Below are 18,506 nucleotides of genomic sequence, written 5' to 3'. Positions count from 1 at the left end.
CCGGACAAGCCGGCTAATTTAGTCCAGCAAGACAAAACGGCTTCGCCGTCTGAATTCTATAAGAACAAAGGAAAAAGAGGAGGAATATTCATCCCTCCCCTCCTTCATCGTCCCGGTAAATCAGCCTGCCGAAGCAGCCTCCATCAAGCCTCTGATATAACCGACCCCATAGAGCCTGCCCAGCAGCTCATAGCCGGGATTATCGTTATTCTCGCCTTCCATGGTCGGCACATGATCCGGTCTTGCCGGTCCGCTGTAGCCAACCTCGTAATAGGTCCGCATCGCTTTCAGCATATCTGTTTTGCCATCGTCGTGAAAGGTTTCCTCGAATTTCTCCGGGGTTCCCTTCACATCGCGGAAATGCACGAAAAATAATTTGTCCTGCCCGGCAAAATCCCGAATGACCTGGGGGATATCGTCCCCCGCCGTTGCCAAGGTTCCCTGGCATAACGTAATGCCGTTATACGGACTGGGCACCAAATCGATCGCCCTCTGCAGGGCGGATGCGCTGCGCAGAATACGCGAGACTCCGCGGATCGGCGTGATCGGCGGGTCATCCGGATGAAGCGCCAGCTTCACCTTGGCTTCCTCCGCGACCGGAACGATCCGCTCCATGAAATAGTGCAGATTCTCCCACAGCTGTTCCTCCGTCACAATCCCCGCCTCTGTAAGAGGAGCATCCTGCATCAAGCTGTGATCATAGCTGGATACCAGCGCTCCGCCCCGTGTACGGGTCGTTGTGGAAGTGCGGAACCAGTTGAACTGGGCCATGAAATTATAGCACAGCACCGGAATTCCGGCCGCACCCATGTTGATCAGGAACTTCTGGAAGACTTCGATCTCAGCGTCCCGCTCGGGTGTGCCAAGCTTGATATTGTTGCTCGGGGGCATCGATTCGATGACAGACAGTGTAAGGCCATGATCCGCATACCGCTGCTTCATCCGGATAAGGGGCATCAAATCCCACGGCTTATCTGTCTTCTCCTCCCACGGAAGGCCGCCAACCGCGTAATTCACATTCATCTGCTTCGCAAGCTGCCACAAGCGGGTAGGCTGGGAAGAGAAAAATTCTGCCAACTGCATAGTTTAAGCTCCTCTCTGTATTTCAAAATTGTTCATTGCTGCGCAGCGCGGGCAGTTTCCCGCACACGCTGCGCATTGCATTAAGTCGGCAGAGATTATTAAGCCCCCGCTGCTTTTTCGGCCAGTTCCTTGCCCATTTTATCGATTTTGTTATAAGCTTCCTCGATTGATTGCTGCCCGAACGTTACAGCATCCATCTCTTTCTTGTAGGTGTCCACCCACTCCGAGAAGCCCGCAGCCGGCGAATAGAACGGCAGCGCCTTTTCGACCGAAAGATCATAGATTTCTTTGCCCAGCTTATCCTTCTCCCCGAGCGTCGGTTCAAGGGTTTTGTAGATTTCCGGATTAATCGGAATACCGCGGGTCAATCCCAGCGCTTTTCCTGCTTCAGGATCCGTGATGAACCACTTGACGAAATTTTTGGCCTCATCCTTATTCTTGGAGTTGGCGCTGACGCTCAGGAAGATGGTCGATTGCGCCCAGCCCCCTCCTGCCGGCCCTGTCGGCATATTAACAACCCCGACTTTGCCAGGCATCAGCTGCTCCAATGCGCTGACCGAGCCTGTTGTTGCCCCGCGCGTCATAACAACGCCTGACGCCATCGGATCGGCCTGCGGGTCATTCTCCAGGAACGAGGCGGCTTTCTCCGCCGGAGGTACGATTTTATTTTTGCGGAAATCCTCATAGGTCTGATAGAAGGTCATGAATAAATCCTTGTCGAGCGTAAATTTCTTGCCGCCATCGGACATGATCGGATCTTTGCCCATGGAGGTCTGGTAATAGTTGAAGCCGTCCCAGGCTGTCGTGTCGCCAATCGGATATTTACCTTCCGGCAGCTTGGCGCGGGCGTCCTTCGCCCATTGGAAATATTCGTCATAGGTCCAGTTCTGCTGGGGAAGCGGGATGCCGTACTGTTCCAGCTCCGTCTTGTTGAACGCCATACCCTGCGCGTTTTGGGTGAGAGGAATGCCATACAGTTTGCCGTCGATCTTCAGGTTCTCCACGACATTGGGATCCACAATCCCGCTTAAGTCAATATCCGACAGGTCTTCAAGCTGCCCCCTGGACACATATTCCTGAATGTAAGCGGCATCCATTTGCAGCACATCCGTAATCGACTTGGATGCCGCAAGGGTCGGCAGCTTCTGCCAGAACGCATCCCAGGCCATGAATTCGGGCTTGAAGGTCACGCCCGCATGCTGCTGGGAATAGAGATCCAGCGCTTTTTGGGTCGCTTCGTGACGTTCGTCGGTACCCCACCACATAATGCTCAGCGTCTTGGCGCCTCCGGTCTCTTTGACCGTTTCGCTGCCTGAAGCGTTCCCGTTTTCACTCTCGGCTGCGCCATTCCCGCCGCCGTTTCCTCCGCTGCAAGCCGTTACCAGCAGCAGCAGCGCCAGACTTATAAATGCCAGGACTGCAGATCTTTGTCTTCTCATTCCCTTTGAACCCCTCTCAATTTTTATTATGATGCGCTTATCCCTTCAACCCGGTTGTGGCTATGCCCTCCACGAAATGCTTCTGGGCAAAAAGAAAGATAATCGCGGAAGGCAAAATGGACAGCAGGGACATGGCAAGCAGCTGGCCCCATTGAATATCGAATTGATCGATAAACATGCGCAGCGCGAGACCGACAGTAAACTTCTCGACAGAGCTTAGATAAAGCACCTGTGCGAAGAAATCATCCCAGCTCCAGATAAAGGTAAAGATCGCAACCGTAACAAGCGCCGGCTTGATCAGAGGAAATATAATCCGCAGGAATATACCGTAAACAGAGGCGCCGTCTATCTTGGCCGCTTCGTCCAGATCACGCGGAATACCGCGGATAAATTGCACCAGCAGGAAGATAAAGAACGCCCCGCCGCCGAAGAAATGCGGCAGCACCAGCGGTACATAGCTATCCACCCAGCCCAGCTTGTTGAAGAGAATATACTGCGGGACGACTGTGACCTGGCCTGGCAGCATCATAGTCAGCAGCAGAATCGAGAACCAGAAGCCGCGAAACTTGAAATTAAGCCGGCCGAAGCCGTAAGCCACAATGGCAGCAGTCAGCACGCCGCCGGTTACATTGCCAAGCTCCATCAGGAGCGTATTGCCGAAGAAATGAGCGAAGGTGTAGTCGTTTGAGAAATTCCATCCATTGCTGTAATTTTCCCACATCGGCGTTGACGGCCACAGCGTGGGCAGGCTCAGCTCGGCCGTCTTCTTCAGGGAAGCTCCGATCCACCAGATGACCGGATACAGCATCAGGAGAGAGAAGGCCGTAAGAAACAAGTGATTGGAGAGCTTCCCCCGAACGGTCGTATTCATTTGGCCTTCCCTCCATCCGACTCGTAGAATACCCAATAACGCGACGCCAGGAAATTAAGGACGGTCAGAACAGCGACAATCGCAAGCAATATCCAGGCCAATGCGGAAGCGTAACCCATCTGATAATGCTTAAAAGCCTTCTCATATAGAAACAACGCGTACATATAAGTGGAATTAACCGGTCCGCCCTTGGTGATGATGAAGGCCGAAGTGAAGGTCTGGAAGGAACCGATGATTCCGAGTACCAGATTGAAGAACATAACCGGCGAGAGCATGGGAAGCGTAATGCTGATAAACTTGCGGAAGCGTCCGGCGCCATCTACGGATGCGGATTCATACAGCTCTTGAGGAACCTGCTTGAGGCCTGCCAGAAAAATAACCATCGTTGAGCCGAACTGCCAGGTGTTCAGAAGGATCAGCGTACCAAGCGAGGTGTCGGGATTTGATATCCAGCCAACGCCTTCAATGCCGAACCAGGCCAGCACCTGATTGATATAGCCGTCCAGACCGAACATATTCCGCCACAGGGCAGCCACGGCGATGCTTCCGCCGATCAGCGAAGGAAAATAAATCGCCGTGCGGTAAATATTCATTCCACGGATGCTTTTGCTCAGCGCCATCGCAACCATCAGCGAGAAGAAGAGCTTCAGAGGAACCGAGATCAGTACGAACAGGAATGTCACGCTGAGTGATTTGGTGAAGGTCGAATCGTCGGTGAATATGTTGACGTAATTGTCCGTCCCTATCCAGACGGGATCTTCAAGCAGCGAATACTCCGTAAAGGATAAATAAAACGATTGGCCGATTGGCCATAAGGTCAGCAGCAAAAATCCGATCAGCCATGGGGAAATGAATATATAACCGGCTAAATTGGTTTCTCCCTTGTTTTTGCGCTTTCTTCCGGGAACTTTTACCGTCTCTTCGTACGGTGTCTGAGATAACGGTTCAGCAGTCACCCACGGATCTCCTCCTCTTATCTAAATCTGTTTGTCGTGCCGGATAATACTTCTATACTGTATACGAAAGCGGTTTCATTGCGAAAGGTGACGAAATTATGAATTTGTTTGATTTATTTCACGATCTCATTTCATCCCTTTTTCATCTGCTTATGTCCCCGAAAAAGGGTGGAAAAATTATATACTCATCGAAAATGCCTTAAAAAACTCGCATCGACAAAATCGGGAATGTCCCTAACAATAGATGCTAGAGCCATCAGATTCAAGGTTTTGCACGGCATACACACTATACTTGTTGGAAGAGGTGCTCCACATGAAATTTGACAATCCGGAAGATATTATCCAGCTTACACCGCTTTGGGAAGGAGAACGATTCTCTAACGGGCGTCCGAAGGTTTCCGAGGATGTGCTGAAGCGCATGCGTAAAATAACTCTGGAGGAAGCCTGGGGCCCGCTCTGGAACAGAGGTTATACGTTTCAGTTCGAGGGAGATTTCAAAATCATCCACCCCGATAAAATTATGGTGGGCCGGGCGGTTACCGCCGTTATGGTACCCAAGCGTCCCGATCTGCACGAAACCCTGCTGAATTACGGGCATGAGCAGGAAGGCCGGAAAGGCTTTTTCAATCAATGGGTCATCGATTCGCTGGTTGAGGATGATGTCGTTGTCGTGGATATGTTCGATAAAGTCCATCTGGGCACTTATGTAGGAGGCAATCTGTCCACCGCTATCTCCACCCGCACCAAACGCGGAGGCGCGGTTGTCTGGGGAGGCATTCGCGACAATCAGCAGGTCGTTGAAATTGAAGATATCAATATCTACTACCGGGGAAGCGATCCTACTGCGATTACGGATGTGACGATGGTCGGCATGAACGTGCCTACACGCATCGGCAAGGCCATCTGTCTTCCCGGCGATATTGTGCTTGGCACGCCTTCAGGCGTTATCTTTATCCCACCCCATCTTGCGGAGCTGACTGTCGTACAGGCGGAGAAATCCCAGGTGCGCGACATCTTCGGCTTCATTCGCCTCAAGGAAGGCGTTTATTCTACAGCCCAGATCGATACCGCATGGACATTGGATATGTGGCAGGACTTCATGAATTGGTTCGATAACGATCCGACTGCTGCGGAGTATCGTCATTTGTCCTGGGAGAAGGAGCTTGCGGAAGCGCAGAAATCGGACAGCAGCGGCTCCAATCATGATGTACGGCTCTAATCGGCAAGCAGCCTGACGCAAGAAGGACTCTGGAAAGAGCGGATTAGCCGCTTCCAGAGTCCTTCTTTTTTTGTTTTATTTGCCGACCGATTCCCGGTATTCCGTCGGGGACAGACCGACTTTTTTCTTGAAAATCTGACTGAAATAACGGGGATCCTGATACCCCACCTGCTCCGCCACCTCGTAATTTTTGTAATGTGTGGTTTTGAGCAGCTCCTTGGCCTTGCCGATCCGGATGTCCGTCAGATGCTCGATGAACGTTCTGCCCGTGTTCAGCTTGAAGAGCAGGCTCAGATAGGTCGGTGTCATGTAAACCTTCTGTGCCACGCTCTGCAGGGATACCGCCTGGCATTCCTGCTCCATGTGATGGATCGTCTTCTTGATGATGCTGCGGTGGCTCTCCTTCTGATCGGGCGACATCACTTCTCTGACGCCCGAAAAGAAATGGCTGACGTACGTTTTAATTTCCTGGAGCGTCTGCATCTTCACGATGGACATGATTTCAAACTTGTTGTAAGCGTTAACATAATTGGTATTGGCAAGCAATCTTTTCTCGGTTTCAATAAGCAGGCGGACTGTCAACTCATACATATTCTTAATATCGATCGGACCGTTCTCAAGCAGCCTGTCGTAAAACTCGTTGACGGCCTCTTCGATTTCCGCGGTGGAATCGGCCGCTTTCAAGGAATCCAGCAGATCTTTCTCCCTGTCAGCCGGATAATCGCTCATGGACACATACCGGCGAAGCTCGCTATAGTAGATAATCTGCCCCGTTCCACGATAAAATTTGTTTTTCAGCGCGCGGGAAGCCTGCCTGTATGATTGATTGATGTCGTAAAGATGGCTGCATGGCTTGCCTACGCCGATATTCACGGGAAGGTTGAACTGCTGGCTCAGCATATTTTGAATCGCTTCCAGGAACTCCTTGGATACCCAAGAGAACAGCAGTCCGATCCGGTTTTGTTCATCCATAAATACGACGCTTCCGCCGGAGACCTGCTGCTGCAAATAATCCCTCATCCTTTCGACCAGGAGCACCATTTCGTGCTCGTCACCATCCGGAGATACCGGCTCCAGCAGTGCCAGCGCCGGATAGGTATAATACGGATTCAAATTCAAACGGGACAGGCTCTCCTTCAAATTTGCGCCAGCGCTTTTCCGCCCCAGCACAAGATCCTGAAGAAAACGGTCTCTCATCCAGGTCAAGATTACATCGTCCTTGAACAATAGCCCTTCGCTTAGCATGCTCCATTTCCCCTTTTATGAAAGGATGGTAATGCAAGATGCATGAGATTCATGAAGCTAATCCAGATCAATCAGCTTGTAGGCGTGCATATGCTCGATAAAAGCGGCCTCCGCCGCATCCGCATCTCCCGACCTCAGAGCGTCCATGAGAAGCTGATGCCACTCGGCCAGCACATTGGTTGTATAATGCCTGTTCGAAATTGCCATAAACCGCATGACTTTGGTCCGCATATTATTCCACAGCTCCAGAACCGCGTGATTGTCGCATCGCTTATAGAAGAATCCGTGAAAATCCATGTCAAGCTCCAATATGGCCAGCAGTTCATTTTGTTTGGTAGCTTTATCCATCTCGCAGATGATCGTATTCAAGTGACTGTAATCCCCTTCCGTCATGAGCGGCATCGATTGTCTGACCGCGAAGCCCTCGATGATCTCGCGAAGGACAAAGATATCCTTGATTTCCTTGGCCGTTATCGTGGATACGACCGAGCCTTTGTTTGGAATGCCCGTAATGAGGCCCTCCTGCTTCAATCTTTCCAGCGCCTCCCGCACCGGAGCCTGGCTGATCTGGAATTTGCCGGCAATCTCCGTAACGATCAGCCGGGTGCCCGGCTGAAGGTCGCCTGCGAGAATTTCCCTCTTCAAATCCGCATAAACATGTTCACTAATCGAGTTGATTGGATAATCTACCTGACTGCCCCGTATGGCTTTCACTGCTCCTCTCAAGATTATCGATTATCGATAATCTTTCGCTTAGGTTTATTATAGAGGTTGTTGCTGGTGGAAACAACAGTTGTTTTTTGGTGTATTTTGTCGTTTTACGTCTAATAGTGGCGATTGTTATTGTACAGCCGTTTAAAATGCGATAGATGATTATTAGGTTCTTACCCGGAAACCGACGAATAAAGCTGCTGCGCAAAGCGAAAACATCTCCCGATATTCATGCGAGAGTATGAAGAAACTAACTTCGCCGTCCTTTTGCGGCAAAGTTAGTTTCTTCCCTCTAACCTTATAGACATTAACAGGCGTGAAACTTGAAATTGCTATGAGGTCAAGAAAAAAACGGCTGCACCGTCAATGAACGGATACAGCCGCTTCTTCCTTGGTTTCTGACCTTGTCAGCCCGTTGACGGACTGTTTGGCACATGGCCCTTCTGGTTGCGATTCTCCGAGGTGGAGGCAGCCAGATGATCTTCCGCTTGCTTGGATCTGGTCTCCAGGGCCAAGTTTTTGGCGTCAATAGACTGCTTTTTACGAGCCATGCTGCTTACCTCCCGATACTGCGGCTTGCCTTGATCTCGCAAGGCAGTAATAGGTTAACCAAGATTAGAGAAGATTAACAATTCTGCGCGGGCAAACAGGCTGACACAGCCCGGAAAGCGGCGCCGGTGTTCAGAATTCAAGAGCCAAGGCCTGAATGCTGGCCCGCCGCCGGCCGCTTCCCCTTATTAGTCCGTGGAGAAATGCAAGAGGACGGTTTGGAGCTGGAGAGGCGTCAGCGTTCGCCTTTGCCGCCGGATTGTTACATCTGAAAGATGTGATACAATCGGGACAATCCGGCTGGAACAGCGATCGCAAGCCCAAATTGTTCCGCCGCATTTCCTTCAAACGGACTCCCCCATTCTACCATTCGAGCAAATTAGTCTCGACAATCGCCGCTTCCGGATCAAGGGGAATGCGGAAAGTCTTGATCTCGGATGGACGGAACGACGCGCGAATGGTTCTTCCCCACTTGGGAAGGCTGACCTCGGCCGTTACGGCCCGTTTATCCGTCTCATAGCAGCGAACGATGAGATCGTCGTTATCCTCCGCTTTCTTGATGGCGCTGACGATAATATTGCTGCTGTCGACCGTGACAAAAGAATCCGTTTGCGGCAGCTTGCCCTCATGATAGGTTTCAATCACCGCAACCGGCTTGCAGTTAAGCTCGGCTGCGCGTTGGACGACACCCGATTGCTCCCAGGACCCTTCATGCGGCAGCAGCGAATACGAGAACCGTTGAACGCCCTGGTCGATGAACGTATATTCGCCGTCCGGATCGGGAACAAAGGGAACATGATGCGCATAGATGGGACTGCGCAGTACGGTTAAAGCCAGCTCCTTATTATGAATGCTGTAGCTGTACTTGGCATCATTGATGAGGCTCACACCATAAACCTGGTTAGTGCCCTGAACAAGTCCGGTATAATCCACCCAGCTCTGCCCCGGCTCTTCTTCCCCGTTATGCTCGCGCTCGATCGTACCGTAAGGAATCTCATACGTATGCTTGCTGAACACGACATTCATCGGGAATACCAGCTTCAGCATCTTGAACTGCTCACGCCAATCAACGGTGATATGGACATCGATCCCGTCACGTCCCGCATACATGGAGAAATCCTGAATCAGCCTGGAGCTGCCGTATTCACTGACAACCCGGATGACCGACTTGACCGGTCCATGCTCTACCCGGAACACTCTCGTCGCCTTGAAGGCGCCAATGACCTGATTGAAATGCAGGACATCATGGCTCCATGTGTCCGACTTATCCTCAATAACTACGGGTTTGGCCGCCTCGCCCCCAAATACCTCATGACCTGCCTTCTTGTCCCTCAGGCTGGCGATATATCCGGTATCCCGGTCGAATTCCAGCCGGTACCGGTCATTTTCCAGCACCAGATCGCTTGCTTGAATGGGTACTCCCACAGGCTTCAGCGACTCGGATTGCAGAACAAGCCGGTACGTCCTGTAGCCGAGCGAAGGCAGATCGGCCAGGAAGCTGAGCCGGTAACGTCCCCTCGCGGATGCCTGTGACTGCACGGTCTGGAAAGGGATAACCTGACCGCTTTCATCCAGCAGCACTGTCTTGTCTGTAACCCCGCCTGTTTCCAACTCAACATTTACGAGGCTTGACCATGCATGCGGATTAAACACGACAATCGGCTTCATGCTTTCATCCTGTTCAATGCCGATGTTCCAGGATAAGGACTGCACGGCATAATTGAGCGAACGGTCGGCTATCGCCATGGCTTCCCCATACAAATACATGGCATCCTGGTAGGCAGGCTCCAGACTGGTTCCCGCCATAATATCGTGGAACTGGTTGAACAAGACGTTTTTCCAGGCACGGTCGAACTCCTTGGGGTACGGCTGGCCGGTAATCCATGAGGCAAGAGCGGAATATTTCTCGGCGGCAATAAGCCGGTTCTCGGCCTGCCGGTTCCACTGCTTGATGCCTGAATGGGCCGCATAGCAGCCGCTGGCATGATGCTGGAGATCGTCATGGACGACAGGAAATTCCAGTCCCTTCTCCTCCATGTCGCGGAAATAACGGTCCGGCGTGGAGAATTCCAGCTTCGGCAGGTCCGCTTCCCCGTTCAGCTTGCGGATGCTGGCGATGTTTTCCTTCGTTGGACCGCCGCCATGATTGCCGACACCGTAGAACAGCATGAGGTCGCTAACGGGCTCCTTGAATTCAGCCAATGTACGGCGGACGTGCTTGTCCAGCTCCTTGCCCCAGGACAAGTATTCAAACATGATGCGGAAGGTCAGCACCTTGGAGCCGTCGTCGGACTGCCACCAGAATAAACGGCCGGGAAGCCCTTTCTCATTGGGCATGGGACGCATCATCACATAATAGTCCATGCCGCTCTTCTTCAAAATCTGCGGCAGCATGGCGTTATGGCCGAAGCTGTCCACATTGTAGCCTACCTTGGCGGTTACGCCGAACTTCTCGTGGAAATACCGCTGCCCATACAGTCCTTGGCGGACAAAGGACTCGCCGCCTGGAATATTGCAGTCAGGCTGAATCCACCACCCGCCAACGATATTCCAGCGCTTTTCCTGCACACGCTCTTTAATTTCCTGAAACATCGCCGGATCGTTATTTTCGACCCATTCATACATGGCCGCAGAGCTTGAGGTGAAGATGAAATCCTCTGATTCCTTCATCCGGTCGAGCGCGGAACGGAAGGTCGCCTTGGCTTCCTGAAACCCTTCCTGCCACTGCCACAGCCATACGGGATCCAGGTGCGCATTGCCGATCATATACAGTTTCTTGTCTTTCATTCTCTCATCAGCTCCCAATCATTATGAGTCCGCATCGTCTGCCTTCAATCTCATCAATCCATTAGCCGCATGAACAGCGGCTCCGCAGGCGGCTTCCTCCTCCACCCCGGACAACAGCAGAGGACGGCCCAGCTTCACCTGAAGCAGCCGCTGCAGAGCCGGATTCCTGCGGATGCCGTTGCCTGAACCAACCAGGCAGCTTACCGCTTCCAGCCGGGAAGCAGGCAGCAGCCGTGCAAAAGCAAGCAGTTCCTCCGTCATGCCCTGCAGAAACCCGGCAATAATCGCTCCCGGCCGCATATTCAGGGCATTCAGGCCTGTAATTGTTCCCGCCGCATCCGGCTTATGCCTTGTACCATAAAATTGCGTTCCAACCAGAGGCAAAGCCTCGTCTGCCTCCAATGAAGCGGCCGCAAGCCGGTTCATGGCTTCGAACAATGCGGAATCACTCATCTCCAGGCCCGTGAAGGCATGGCAGATCTCCCTGAAGAAGCGCTCCAGCAGCTCATAGGATTTGCCGCCGCTGAGCGATGCTCCCACGAGCAGATAACCCCCGCCCGGGAAAGGGCGTGTGTCCAAGCCTGCTATATTCTCATAAGTATTGCTGTACACCGAAATCTGCGAGCCCGTACCGACGTTAACCAACAGGGAATCCTCTGCCTTGGCAACAGCTCCGATAAAGCTGGCCTGATTGTCTCCAATTGCGCAAAATACCGGCTTGCCGTCCCCCGTTCGTCCAACAAGGGGATTATCGTTGCCCGCAAGCATCGGCAATATGGATGGATCAATGCCGGTCTTGTTGACCGCATCCCTGTCAAATTCCCTGTTCCTGAGGTCAAAGAGACCCAGAGATGCGGCATTCGACGCATCCATAACCGGGGCAGAGCTGCCGCACAGCCGCATCGCCAGATAATCTCCGATCGTGCATAGGCGCCTGGCCTGCGCGGGAACCATTTTGCTGCGCACATTGTAGAAATGCGTCACCAATCCATAACCGGTAGAGACCGGATAGCCTGTTCGTTCCCTCAGCCTGCCCGCATAAGAAAGGCCGGTCTCAAGCTGCTGGTCCCCCCGGCCATCCTGCCATGTATATAAGGGGCTTGCATGCTTCCCCCTCTCATCCACATACAGAATCCCATGCATCTGGCAGGAGATGCCGATACCCTCCACCTGCGGCCAATAGGCTGCGCAGGCCGCAATCAATTCCTCCACGGACGCGATAATACGCTCCGGGTCCTGCAGCTGCTCCCAGCTGTGAGCTGCCTGTATGGCGGCATCATTCGGGCAGGAGACCACCTTGACCGCATCACCGCTGATTTTCTCCCGGATCAGGATGCATATGGATGTTGTACCCACATCAATGCCCGCCGTATACATAACGGATCCCCCTTGTTTAAGCTTTCATATCACCCAGCTTGTACAGATCGATCAGGTTATTGCGGAATATCCGGTCGGCGAAGGCCATGGCCTGCTTTTCTCCCATTGCGCCTTCCTCCATTTTCTCCGTCAGCACCTCCGCAACAAGATTTCTGGCAAGCTTCTGATGCGCATAGGTACCCTCGATATAATTATAATCGCCGCCAAAGCCCTGAATTTTGTTTTGCGGCACCATTTCAATCATCTGATGCATGATCTGTTTGGCCGCCGTCGGTGAAATGATATACATCCAGGTAAAATCAGCATAAACATTGGGGAAATTTTTGGCAATGCTCAAATAGCTCATCGCATACGGATAGCCGCAGTGGAGCAGCACAAATTTGGCTTCGCTGTATTCAAGCAGCAGGGGGATCAATCCCTCCACATTGGAATTCGAAATAAGATTGCCATTGCCCGAAACACTGGTTTCATGATGCCCGGTATGGATTTGAATGGGCAGCCCGTAAGCGATGGAACGCTGGATAATAAAATGAATCAAATAATCCTGAAGCGGCTGTGTTTCCTCCTGGGACAAGCTTTGCGCAAGCGAAGAGGCACGCAGCCGGTTGAAGACCTGCTCCGCCTCGAACATCGTCGGCTTCGAGCTTGCCAATGTCCGCCAATACGCGTGACCCAGCTTGGTTGCCACCATTCCCTCCTGCACATATCTATGCAGCAAGGCATCCACGGCCTCAAGGTACTGCCGCAAATCATGCGCATTTATTCCGGCGTTCTTCTCCACATCGTGAAGGTCCTGCAAGGATCGCAGCTTGAAGGTGGAATCCATAAACATGATGGGGCGGAAGCGATCGTAATCCAGCTCTGTCGTCTGGATCAGCGTGAAGGCCAGATCGATTCCCGAGCGTTCCACCATAACTTTATGATACCAATCGGGATCGTGGGTCGCCTGCTTCACCTTGTCATTGGCCTGCATAATCCCGTCCACGGACCAGTCACGCAGGTCATACAAATCCTCCATTGCCGTGCGGAACATGCGCGCATAGGTCGTGTTGCTTGTTTGCTGCCAGTATGATAAGAAAATACCCGCTTTCTCTTCATCGCCGAGCTGGCTCCGCCTGCTCAGGATGCCGCGCTCCATGCCGGCCGTGACCAAATCGGAGTCCAGATAATGCATCAATGAGAAAAAATCATGGTTTTCTTTTTTTCTGATTTGGGGTGTTGCCAGATGCTCATGACCGTCTATCATACGGATTTGTTGTATATATTCATGAATGCTGCTCATGGTTGTCTCTCCTTCCAAGCCTTTAGACCTGTGGTTAACCGGCGGAGCATGCGGAAACTGTCCGGAGAAGCGTTAGGGACAATTTCCGCATGCGCAGTCCGCTTAACCACCGGCCTTGTAAAACGGATTATTTGAGTGCGTGAGGCATATTAGTCGACGCTAAGCTCAGGAAACGTATTTTTGACTTCTTTCTTGAATGCCGCGACAACATCGTCATAGCTGGATTTATTCGTGACCCCTTCGCCTGCGACCTTTCTCCATCTGCTCAAAATATCTTCGCCGTATTTGTCCGCCTGCACGGCAGGCATCTGCTTGATTGTTTCATAATAAGGCTTCAGAATGTTTTGATCCCCGAAAAAGCCCGATTTGAAGGAATCCAGATTTTTCTCATAAACGGTTGCGTTCCCCGGCATGTTTCCGGTTTTGCCGAGATTGTACTCCTGCCATTCCGGACTTGCGATATACTTGATGAATTCGTAAGCAAGATCTTTATTCTCTGATTTCTCATAGATACCGCGGTACGTACCGCCCATATAGAAGCCTTCCGGCGTTTTGGCAACGCCGAATTTGCCAACTGCCTTGTCATCTTTGTTATCTATCATGAAACTGGCCCATGCAGGCATGGAAGTCAGAATGACGCTGCCGTCATTCAAGGCATTGCCCCAGCCGGCCGACATGAACGGAAGCTTCGCATCCACATTGCCCGCATCGACCTGCTTTTGTATTTCATAGGTGTCCTTCCACCGGGTGTCGATATTGAGCTTGCCGTCCTTGACCCAAGGCTCGGTGTTGTAAGCTGCAAGGTCGAACAGGTCGCCGGAGCTCTCGATCAGATGGACTTTGCCGCCGCTGTCCTGGGCAACCTTCTTGCCCAGCTCAATGATCTTGTCCCAGCTGCTGACCATTTCGCTGATTTTATCGGGATCATCCGTTCCAAGATATTTCTTGGCGTTGTCGCGCAGATACCAGAAGCCGCCTGGCGAGGAATGATCGGAAATCGCACGCACCTTGCCGTCAGCGGAACGTCCCAGAGCCTGAACATAAGGAATATAGTCCTTGAGCAGATCCTCCGCACCCATTGCAGAGAGGTCGGTGAGAAATTTGGAATCAATAAACTTGCCGATATAGCCCCGCTCCAGATCGAAGATATCCGGAACGCCCTTGCCGGACTGAAGAACAGAGAGCAGCTTGGTCTGATACTGGTCGCCGGGGAATAATTGAACGTCTATCGTGACGCCCGGATTCTTCTCCTCAAACTTGGCCGCCATATCCTTTACCTGATCGAAGAACGTCCATATGACCAGCTTGCCTTCAAGCTTGGCCGGCGCGTTCCCGTTATCGCCCGTCGTTCCCGCATTCGTTCCTTCACCGGCTGCTGCGCCGGGATCATTGGCCGCGGGCGCGTTCCCGTTGCTCGCATTATTGCTCTTGCCGCAGCCCGCCAGCAATCCCGTCACCAATACAACTGCAAACAGCAATGACAACCATTTTTTCGTGTTCAAAACGATCTCCCCTTTAAGAGTTATTGAACTTGCTGTCCAGACCCATGTACATGTACGAAGCGCTTACACTCTTGCCAATCCGAGCTCTTGCCAACCCTTGGCACCACCTCTTTCAATGGAATCGGCTGCCCGCTTATGGTCAGCCCTTCACCGCTCCTGCAGCAACGCCGCTTATAATCTTCTTGGACATGATGGAGAAGAATATCAGCAGCGGTACGACAGAAATGACAATGCCGACATATTGGGCGCCGAAATCGGATGAAAACTGCGATTTCACACTGGCAATCATGACCGGCAGCGTCTGAAGATCACCGTCGAAGAGAACAATCATCGGCGTAAGAAAATCATTCCATTTGCCGATAAAAGAGAATATCGCCAGCGTTGCCAGCGCCGGACCCATCAAACTCAGAATAATCCGGTGAAAAATCTGCAGTTCTCCGTATCCGTCCACCCTGGCGGATTCAATAATTTCAGTCGGCACCGAATTGTCCGCAAATTGGCGCATCAGGAAGATTCCGAAGGCATTGTAGAGGGACTGCAGCAGCAGCGGCCAGTACGTATTGAGCATATGAAGCGTATCCATCAGCTTGTAGAAGCCGATAATGCCAAGCTGGCCCGGTATCATCATCGTGCCCAGAACGAACAGAAACAGCGCATTTTTGAAGCGGAAATTATATTTGGAGAAGCCGTAGCCGGCCAGTGCCGCGAAATACACATTAATAATTGTTGAAGTGACGGTAATAAATACAGTATTGGCGAATCCCCGCCAAATATTGACGGAAGCTACGAGCCGGTTGTAGTTATCCGCAAGCTGATCGCCCGGCAGAAGCAGCAGCTCCCTTGCTATTTCCGAATTGGAATGCGTGGACGTAATGATCATGCTGTAGAACGGGACCAGGCAGACCAGCGCCACAACGACCAGCAGAATGTAGAGAAACCAGCTGGAAATTTTTGTTTTTGCAACCATGTTGATTCCTCCTTATTCCCTTAGCCTTGCAGCGAATGTAGTGATTGCGGTAAAGAACATGACGACGGCAAAGATCCCGAAGGCAATTGCCGAACCATAGCTGTAATCGAAGGTTTTGAAAGCCGTTTCATACAAATACATAATCATCGTTCTCGTCGCATTGCCGGGACCGTCTCCCAGCATCAACGGCGCATCGAACAGCTGCAGTCCGCCGATGACCGAGGTAATCATCGTGAAGAGAAACACGGGCCGCAGCATCGGCAGCGTGATTTTCATCGCTGTCTGGCGTTTGGTCGCGCCGTCCATCGCAGCCGCCTCGTACACTTCGTCGGGGATAGCCTGCAGTCCGGCGATGAAGACGATCATATTAAAACCAAAATACTGCCAGCAAATGACGCCCGCCACGATAATCCGCGACCACCAGGGGCTGTTAAACCAGTTGACGGGATCGTCGATCAATCCAATCTGAAGCAGCAGCTTATTGATGCTCCCGGTCTGCCAGTCGAACATCAGGCTGAACATGACACCCAATGTAACCGGTGTCACAATATGCGGAAAATAGTACACAGCCCGGAAGAAATGCTTCCCTCTGATGAATTTCTCATTCAGGACCAGGGCCAGAATCAAGGCCAGAATCAGCTGCGGAACAATGGATAATATCCATATAATCAGCGTGTTGCCTATCGTCTGGTAGAAAAAGCTGTCATGCAGCAGCCTCGTGTAATTCGCCACCCCGACGTAAATGGGATCGGAGAATCCGTCCCATTTGGTAAAGCTCAGGTACAAGGTGTACAGAATCGGCACAAGGCCGATAACCGCAAAACCGATAAAGAATGGCGAAATAAACAAGTAGCCGTACATGGATTTATTGATTTTATTGTTCATAGGCCTCCACCCCCTATTGTGAATGATGGTTCAAGTTGTCGCAGGAATCACGGATGACCAGCTGCGGCTTTAATAAATGACTGCTCTGGTTCATCTCTTCATACCCATCGATTTTGCCGAATAATCCTTCAGCCGCATGAATGCCGATGGCTTCGAAGGGCTGCCGCACCGTTGTCAGGGACGGGTATACCCATTCTGATATCGTAATATCGTCGAAGCCGACAATCGACATCTGGCCCGGTACGTTCAAGCCGTGCTCCTGAATGGCCCTGAGCGCTCCGATTGCAGTTTCGTCATTGGAGGCAATAACAGCGGTGAAGCCCTGCTGCTGAAGCAGCTTTTTCATAGCCTGGTATCCGCCTTGATTGCTCCAGTTCGACTCCACCACCCATTCCGGATGATAGTCCAGCTTCAAGGCTTCCATTGCCTGCTTATAGCCCTTCAACCGGTATTTGTTGGCGCCGGCGTTCTCCGGACCGGCAATGTAGGCGATGCTTCTATGCCCCTTCCGATGCAGATAAGCCACAATATCCGAGGTGCCGGCCGCATTATCCACATCCACCGAGAACAGTCCCTCCAGCTCGCCATGATCGCCGATCAGAGCAATGGGGTATTCCGTATCCCTGATCTTGATCAAGTCCTTCGCTTCCCGTTTCAGGAAGCTGACCAGTATAATGCCGTCCACCTGACCTTCGTACAGCAAATTAAGGAAAGATATCTCATTCTCATAATTTGACGTCCAGCTGTAAAATATACAGTTGTAGCCTTTTTTCTTGGCGACCCGCTCAATGCCGCTAATGATTCCGGAGTAGAAAATATTCGAGATATTGTCTACAACGACACCGATCGTATTGGTCTTGTTCATTACTAATTTGCGGGCATTGGCATTGCGGTGGAAGTTCAGCTCCTCTATCGCTTTCTCCAATGCATCCTGTGTCGCTTTTTTTACCTTTTGCCCATTCAGATAGCGGGATACCGTGCTTTTCGAAGTATTGGCCAGCCTGGCGACATCATGAATTGTAGATCCCATTGGTCTTACCTGCTTTCCGGCGAGATGTTTCCCAACTTGAATGCGCTTTTTTGGGAACGTTCCCATTTTATCATGAAAATGGTCCAATGCCACGCATTAATTCCCTTCATGGATAGATGCGGATGGCGCAGCCTGTGGCGGCCAGGTTCGTTCCTTTCTTTAAAAAACGATTGAAATCTAAAGGCGCGGTATTATACTTTTGCGCTGCCGGCAACCTTCCTGCTCTCGAAAATATACAAGCAAGAGATGAATATTTTCTTCTATTTTCGAGATTTTGGGAACGTTCCCAAATTCGATGAAATAAAAAGTCCCAGCTTCATCAAACGCCCGGTCTGTGAAATGAATGCTGCGGCTTTTTTTTGGGAACGTTCCCAAATTACAATGAAAAAAAATTTATAAGTTGATAATAATAGCTAGTCGATGAGATGTCAATGCTTTTTATAAAAATAAAAGCGGTTCCTCCCTGACCGTCATGGAAGCGGTCAATCCTCGCCACAGCCATTTGGACGCCGATTAAAGACAATGAGCAGTGGCCTCTTCAAAATTGCATCAGATACCGCAGTTGGAGCTGCGGCACTCAGCTTCTGCAAAGCTGCATGGATG

At 51.5% G+C, this 18,506-nt stretch carries 15 protein-coding genes; 1 reads left to right on the top strand and 14 read right to left on the bottom strand.

Annotated elements, in window-relative coordinates:
* Nucleotides 1–120 precede the first annotated feature (120 nt).
* The 4 genes from ACFOLF_RS32110 to ACFOLF_RS32095 all read right to left on the bottom strand — a co-directional run bounded on the left by ACFOLF_RS32110 (nt 121) and on the right by ACFOLF_RS32095 (nt 4,349).
* Nucleotides 121–1,083 (bottom strand): mannonate dehydratase, encoded by a 963-nt coding sequence (locus ACFOLF_RS32110; protein WP_210039382.1) that lies wholly within the window; start codon nt 1,081–1,083, stop codon nt 121–123.
* Between the two features lie 98 nt (nt 1,084–1,181).
* Nucleotides 1,182–2,522 carry an ABC transporter substrate-binding protein gene (locus ACFOLF_RS32105; protein WP_210039383.1) on the bottom strand — a complete coding sequence of 447 codons (1,341 nt, stop codon included), beginning with the start codon at nt 2,520–2,522 and terminating at the stop codon, nt 1,182–1,184.
* A 37-nt stretch (nt 2,523–2,559) separates the two neighbouring features.
* The gene (locus ACFOLF_RS32100; RefSeq protein ID WP_210039384.1) at nt 2,560–3,393 is read right to left on the bottom strand and encodes a carbohydrate ABC transporter permease; all 834 of its coding nucleotides are present in this window, start codon (nt 3,391–3,393) and stop codon (nt 2,560–2,562) included.
* Nucleotides 3,390–4,349 (bottom strand): carbohydrate ABC transporter permease, encoded by a 960-nt coding sequence (locus ACFOLF_RS32095; protein ID WP_210039385.1) that lies wholly within the window; start codon nt 4,347–4,349, stop codon nt 3,390–3,392. Before ACFOLF_RS32095 ends, ACFOLF_RS32100 begins: the two co-directional genes overlap by 4 nt.
* A gap of 313 nt (nt 4,350–4,662) precedes the next feature.
* Between ACFOLF_RS32095 and ACFOLF_RS32090 the strand changes: the two genes are divergently transcribed.
* Complete coding sequence (locus ACFOLF_RS32090; protein ID WP_210039386.1) at nt 4,663–5,568, top strand: RraA family protein; 906 nt, start codon at nt 4,663–4,665, stop codon at nt 5,566–5,568.
* A gap of 75 nt (nt 5,569–5,643) precedes the next feature.
* Here ACFOLF_RS32090 and ACFOLF_RS32085 read toward each other — a convergent pair whose 3' ends face one another.
* From ACFOLF_RS32085 to ACFOLF_RS32040, 10 genes are all read right to left on the bottom strand, one after another.
* Nucleotides 5,644–6,813, bottom strand: a complete 1,170-nt coding sequence (locus ACFOLF_RS32085; RefSeq protein ID WP_210039387.1) for a helix-turn-helix domain-containing protein — start codon at nt 6,811–6,813, stop codon at nt 5,644–5,646.
* A 57-nt stretch (nt 6,814–6,870) separates the two neighbouring features.
* On the bottom strand, nt 6,871–7,527 hold the full coding sequence (locus tag ACFOLF_RS32080; protein ID WP_210039388.1) for a GntR family transcriptional regulator: 657 nt from the start codon (nt 7,525–7,527) through the stop codon (nt 6,871–6,873).
* A 404-nt stretch (nt 7,528–7,931) separates the two neighbouring features.
* On the bottom strand, nt 7,932–8,075 hold the full coding sequence (locus ACFOLF_RS32075; protein ID WP_210039389.1) for a hypothetical protein: 144 nt from the start codon (nt 8,073–8,075) through the stop codon (nt 7,932–7,934).
* A gap of 361 nt (nt 8,076–8,436) precedes the next feature.
* On the bottom strand, nt 8,437–10,860 hold the full coding sequence (locus ACFOLF_RS32070; RefSeq protein ID WP_210039390.1) for an alpha-mannosidase: 2,424 nt from the start codon (nt 10,858–10,860) through the stop codon (nt 8,437–8,439).
* Between the two features lie 21 nt (nt 10,861–10,881).
* A complete protein-coding gene (locus ACFOLF_RS32065; RefSeq protein ID WP_210039391.1) occupies nt 10,882–12,237 on the bottom strand; it encodes a sedoheptulokinase in 1,356 nt (451 codons plus the stop codon).
* Nucleotides 12,238–12,253: 16 nt separating this feature from the next.
* Complete coding sequence (locus ACFOLF_RS32060; RefSeq protein ID WP_210039392.1) at nt 12,254–13,519, bottom strand: amidohydrolase family protein; 1,266 nt, start codon at nt 13,517–13,519, stop codon at nt 12,254–12,256.
* Nucleotides 13,520–13,668: 149 nt separating this feature from the next.
* Entirely contained in the window at nt 13,669–15,021 is a 1,353-nt protein-coding gene (locus tag ACFOLF_RS32055; protein WP_210039393.1) for an ABC transporter substrate-binding protein, read from the bottom strand.
* Nucleotides 15,022–15,160: 139 nt separating this feature from the next.
* The gene (locus tag ACFOLF_RS32050) at nt 15,161–15,988 is read right to left on the bottom strand and encodes a carbohydrate ABC transporter permease (RefSeq protein WP_210039394.1); all 828 of its coding nucleotides are present in this window, start codon (nt 15,986–15,988) and stop codon (nt 15,161–15,163) included.
* A 12-nt stretch (nt 15,989–16,000) separates the two neighbouring features.
* Entirely contained in the window at nt 16,001–16,873 is an 873-nt protein-coding gene (locus ACFOLF_RS32045) for a carbohydrate ABC transporter permease (RefSeq protein ID WP_210039395.1), read from the bottom strand.
* 13 nt (nt 16,874–16,886) lie between these two features.
* Complete coding sequence (locus ACFOLF_RS32040) at nt 16,887–17,903, bottom strand: LacI family DNA-binding transcriptional regulator (protein WP_210039396.1); 1,017 nt, start codon at nt 17,901–17,903, stop codon at nt 16,887–16,889.
* Between the last annotated feature and the right edge of the window lie 603 nt (nt 17,904–18,506).

The sequence above is a fragment of the Paenibacillus sepulcri genome, from assembly GCF_042647105.1.
Classification (GTDB): domain Bacteria; phylum Bacillota; class Bacilli; order Paenibacillales; family Paenibacillaceae; genus Paenibacillus_Z; species Paenibacillus_Z sepulcri.
Note: the sequence above shows the minus strand (reverse complement) of the source record. Positions and strands in the feature narration are given on the sequence as shown.

Excerpts from the sequence above, each read along its gene's own strand:
- ACFOLF_RS32100 (WP_210039384.1), bottom strand. The coding sequence starts at position 3,393 with ATGAATACGACCGTTCGGGGGAAGCTCTCCAATCACTTGTTTCTTACG.
- ACFOLF_RS32090 (WP_210039386.1), top strand. The coding sequence starts at position 4,663 with ATGAAATTTGACAATCCGGAAGATATTATCCAGCTTACACCGCTTTGG.
- ACFOLF_RS32110 (WP_210039382.1), bottom strand. The coding sequence starts at position 1,083 with ATGCAGTTGGCAGAATTTTTCTCTTCCCAGCCTACCCGCTTGTGGCAG.
- ACFOLF_RS32085 (WP_210039387.1), bottom strand. The coding sequence starts at position 6,813 with ATGCTAAGCGAAGGGCTATTGTTCAAGGACGATGTAATCTTGACCTGG.
- ACFOLF_RS32075 (WP_210039389.1), bottom strand. The coding sequence starts at position 8,075 with ATGGCTCGTAAAAAGCAGTCTATTGACGCCAAAAACTTGGCCCTGGAG.
- ACFOLF_RS32065 (WP_210039391.1), bottom strand. The coding sequence starts at position 12,237 with ATGTATACGGCGGGCATTGATGTGGGTACAACATCCATATGCATCCTG.
- ACFOLF_RS32060 (WP_210039392.1), bottom strand. The coding sequence starts at position 13,519 with ATGAGCAGCATTCATGAATATATACAACAAATCCGTATGATAGACGGT.
- ACFOLF_RS32040 (WP_210039396.1), bottom strand. The coding sequence starts at position 17,903 with ATGGGATCTACAATTCATGATGTCGCCAGGCTGGCCAATACTTCGAAA.
- ACFOLF_RS32105 (WP_210039383.1), bottom strand. The coding sequence starts at position 2,522 with ATGAGAAGACAAAGATCTGCAGTCCTGGCATTTATAAGTCTGGCGCTG.
- ACFOLF_RS32070 (WP_210039390.1), bottom strand. The coding sequence starts at position 10,860 with ATGAAAGACAAGAAACTGTATATGATCGGCAATGCGCACCTGGATCCC.
- ACFOLF_RS32050 (WP_210039394.1), bottom strand. The coding sequence starts at position 15,988 with ATGGTTGCAAAAACAAAAATTTCCAGCTGGTTTCTCTACATTCTGCTG.
- ACFOLF_RS32045 (WP_210039395.1), bottom strand. The coding sequence starts at position 16,873 with ATGAACAATAAAATCAATAAATCCATGTACGGCTACTTGTTTATTTCG.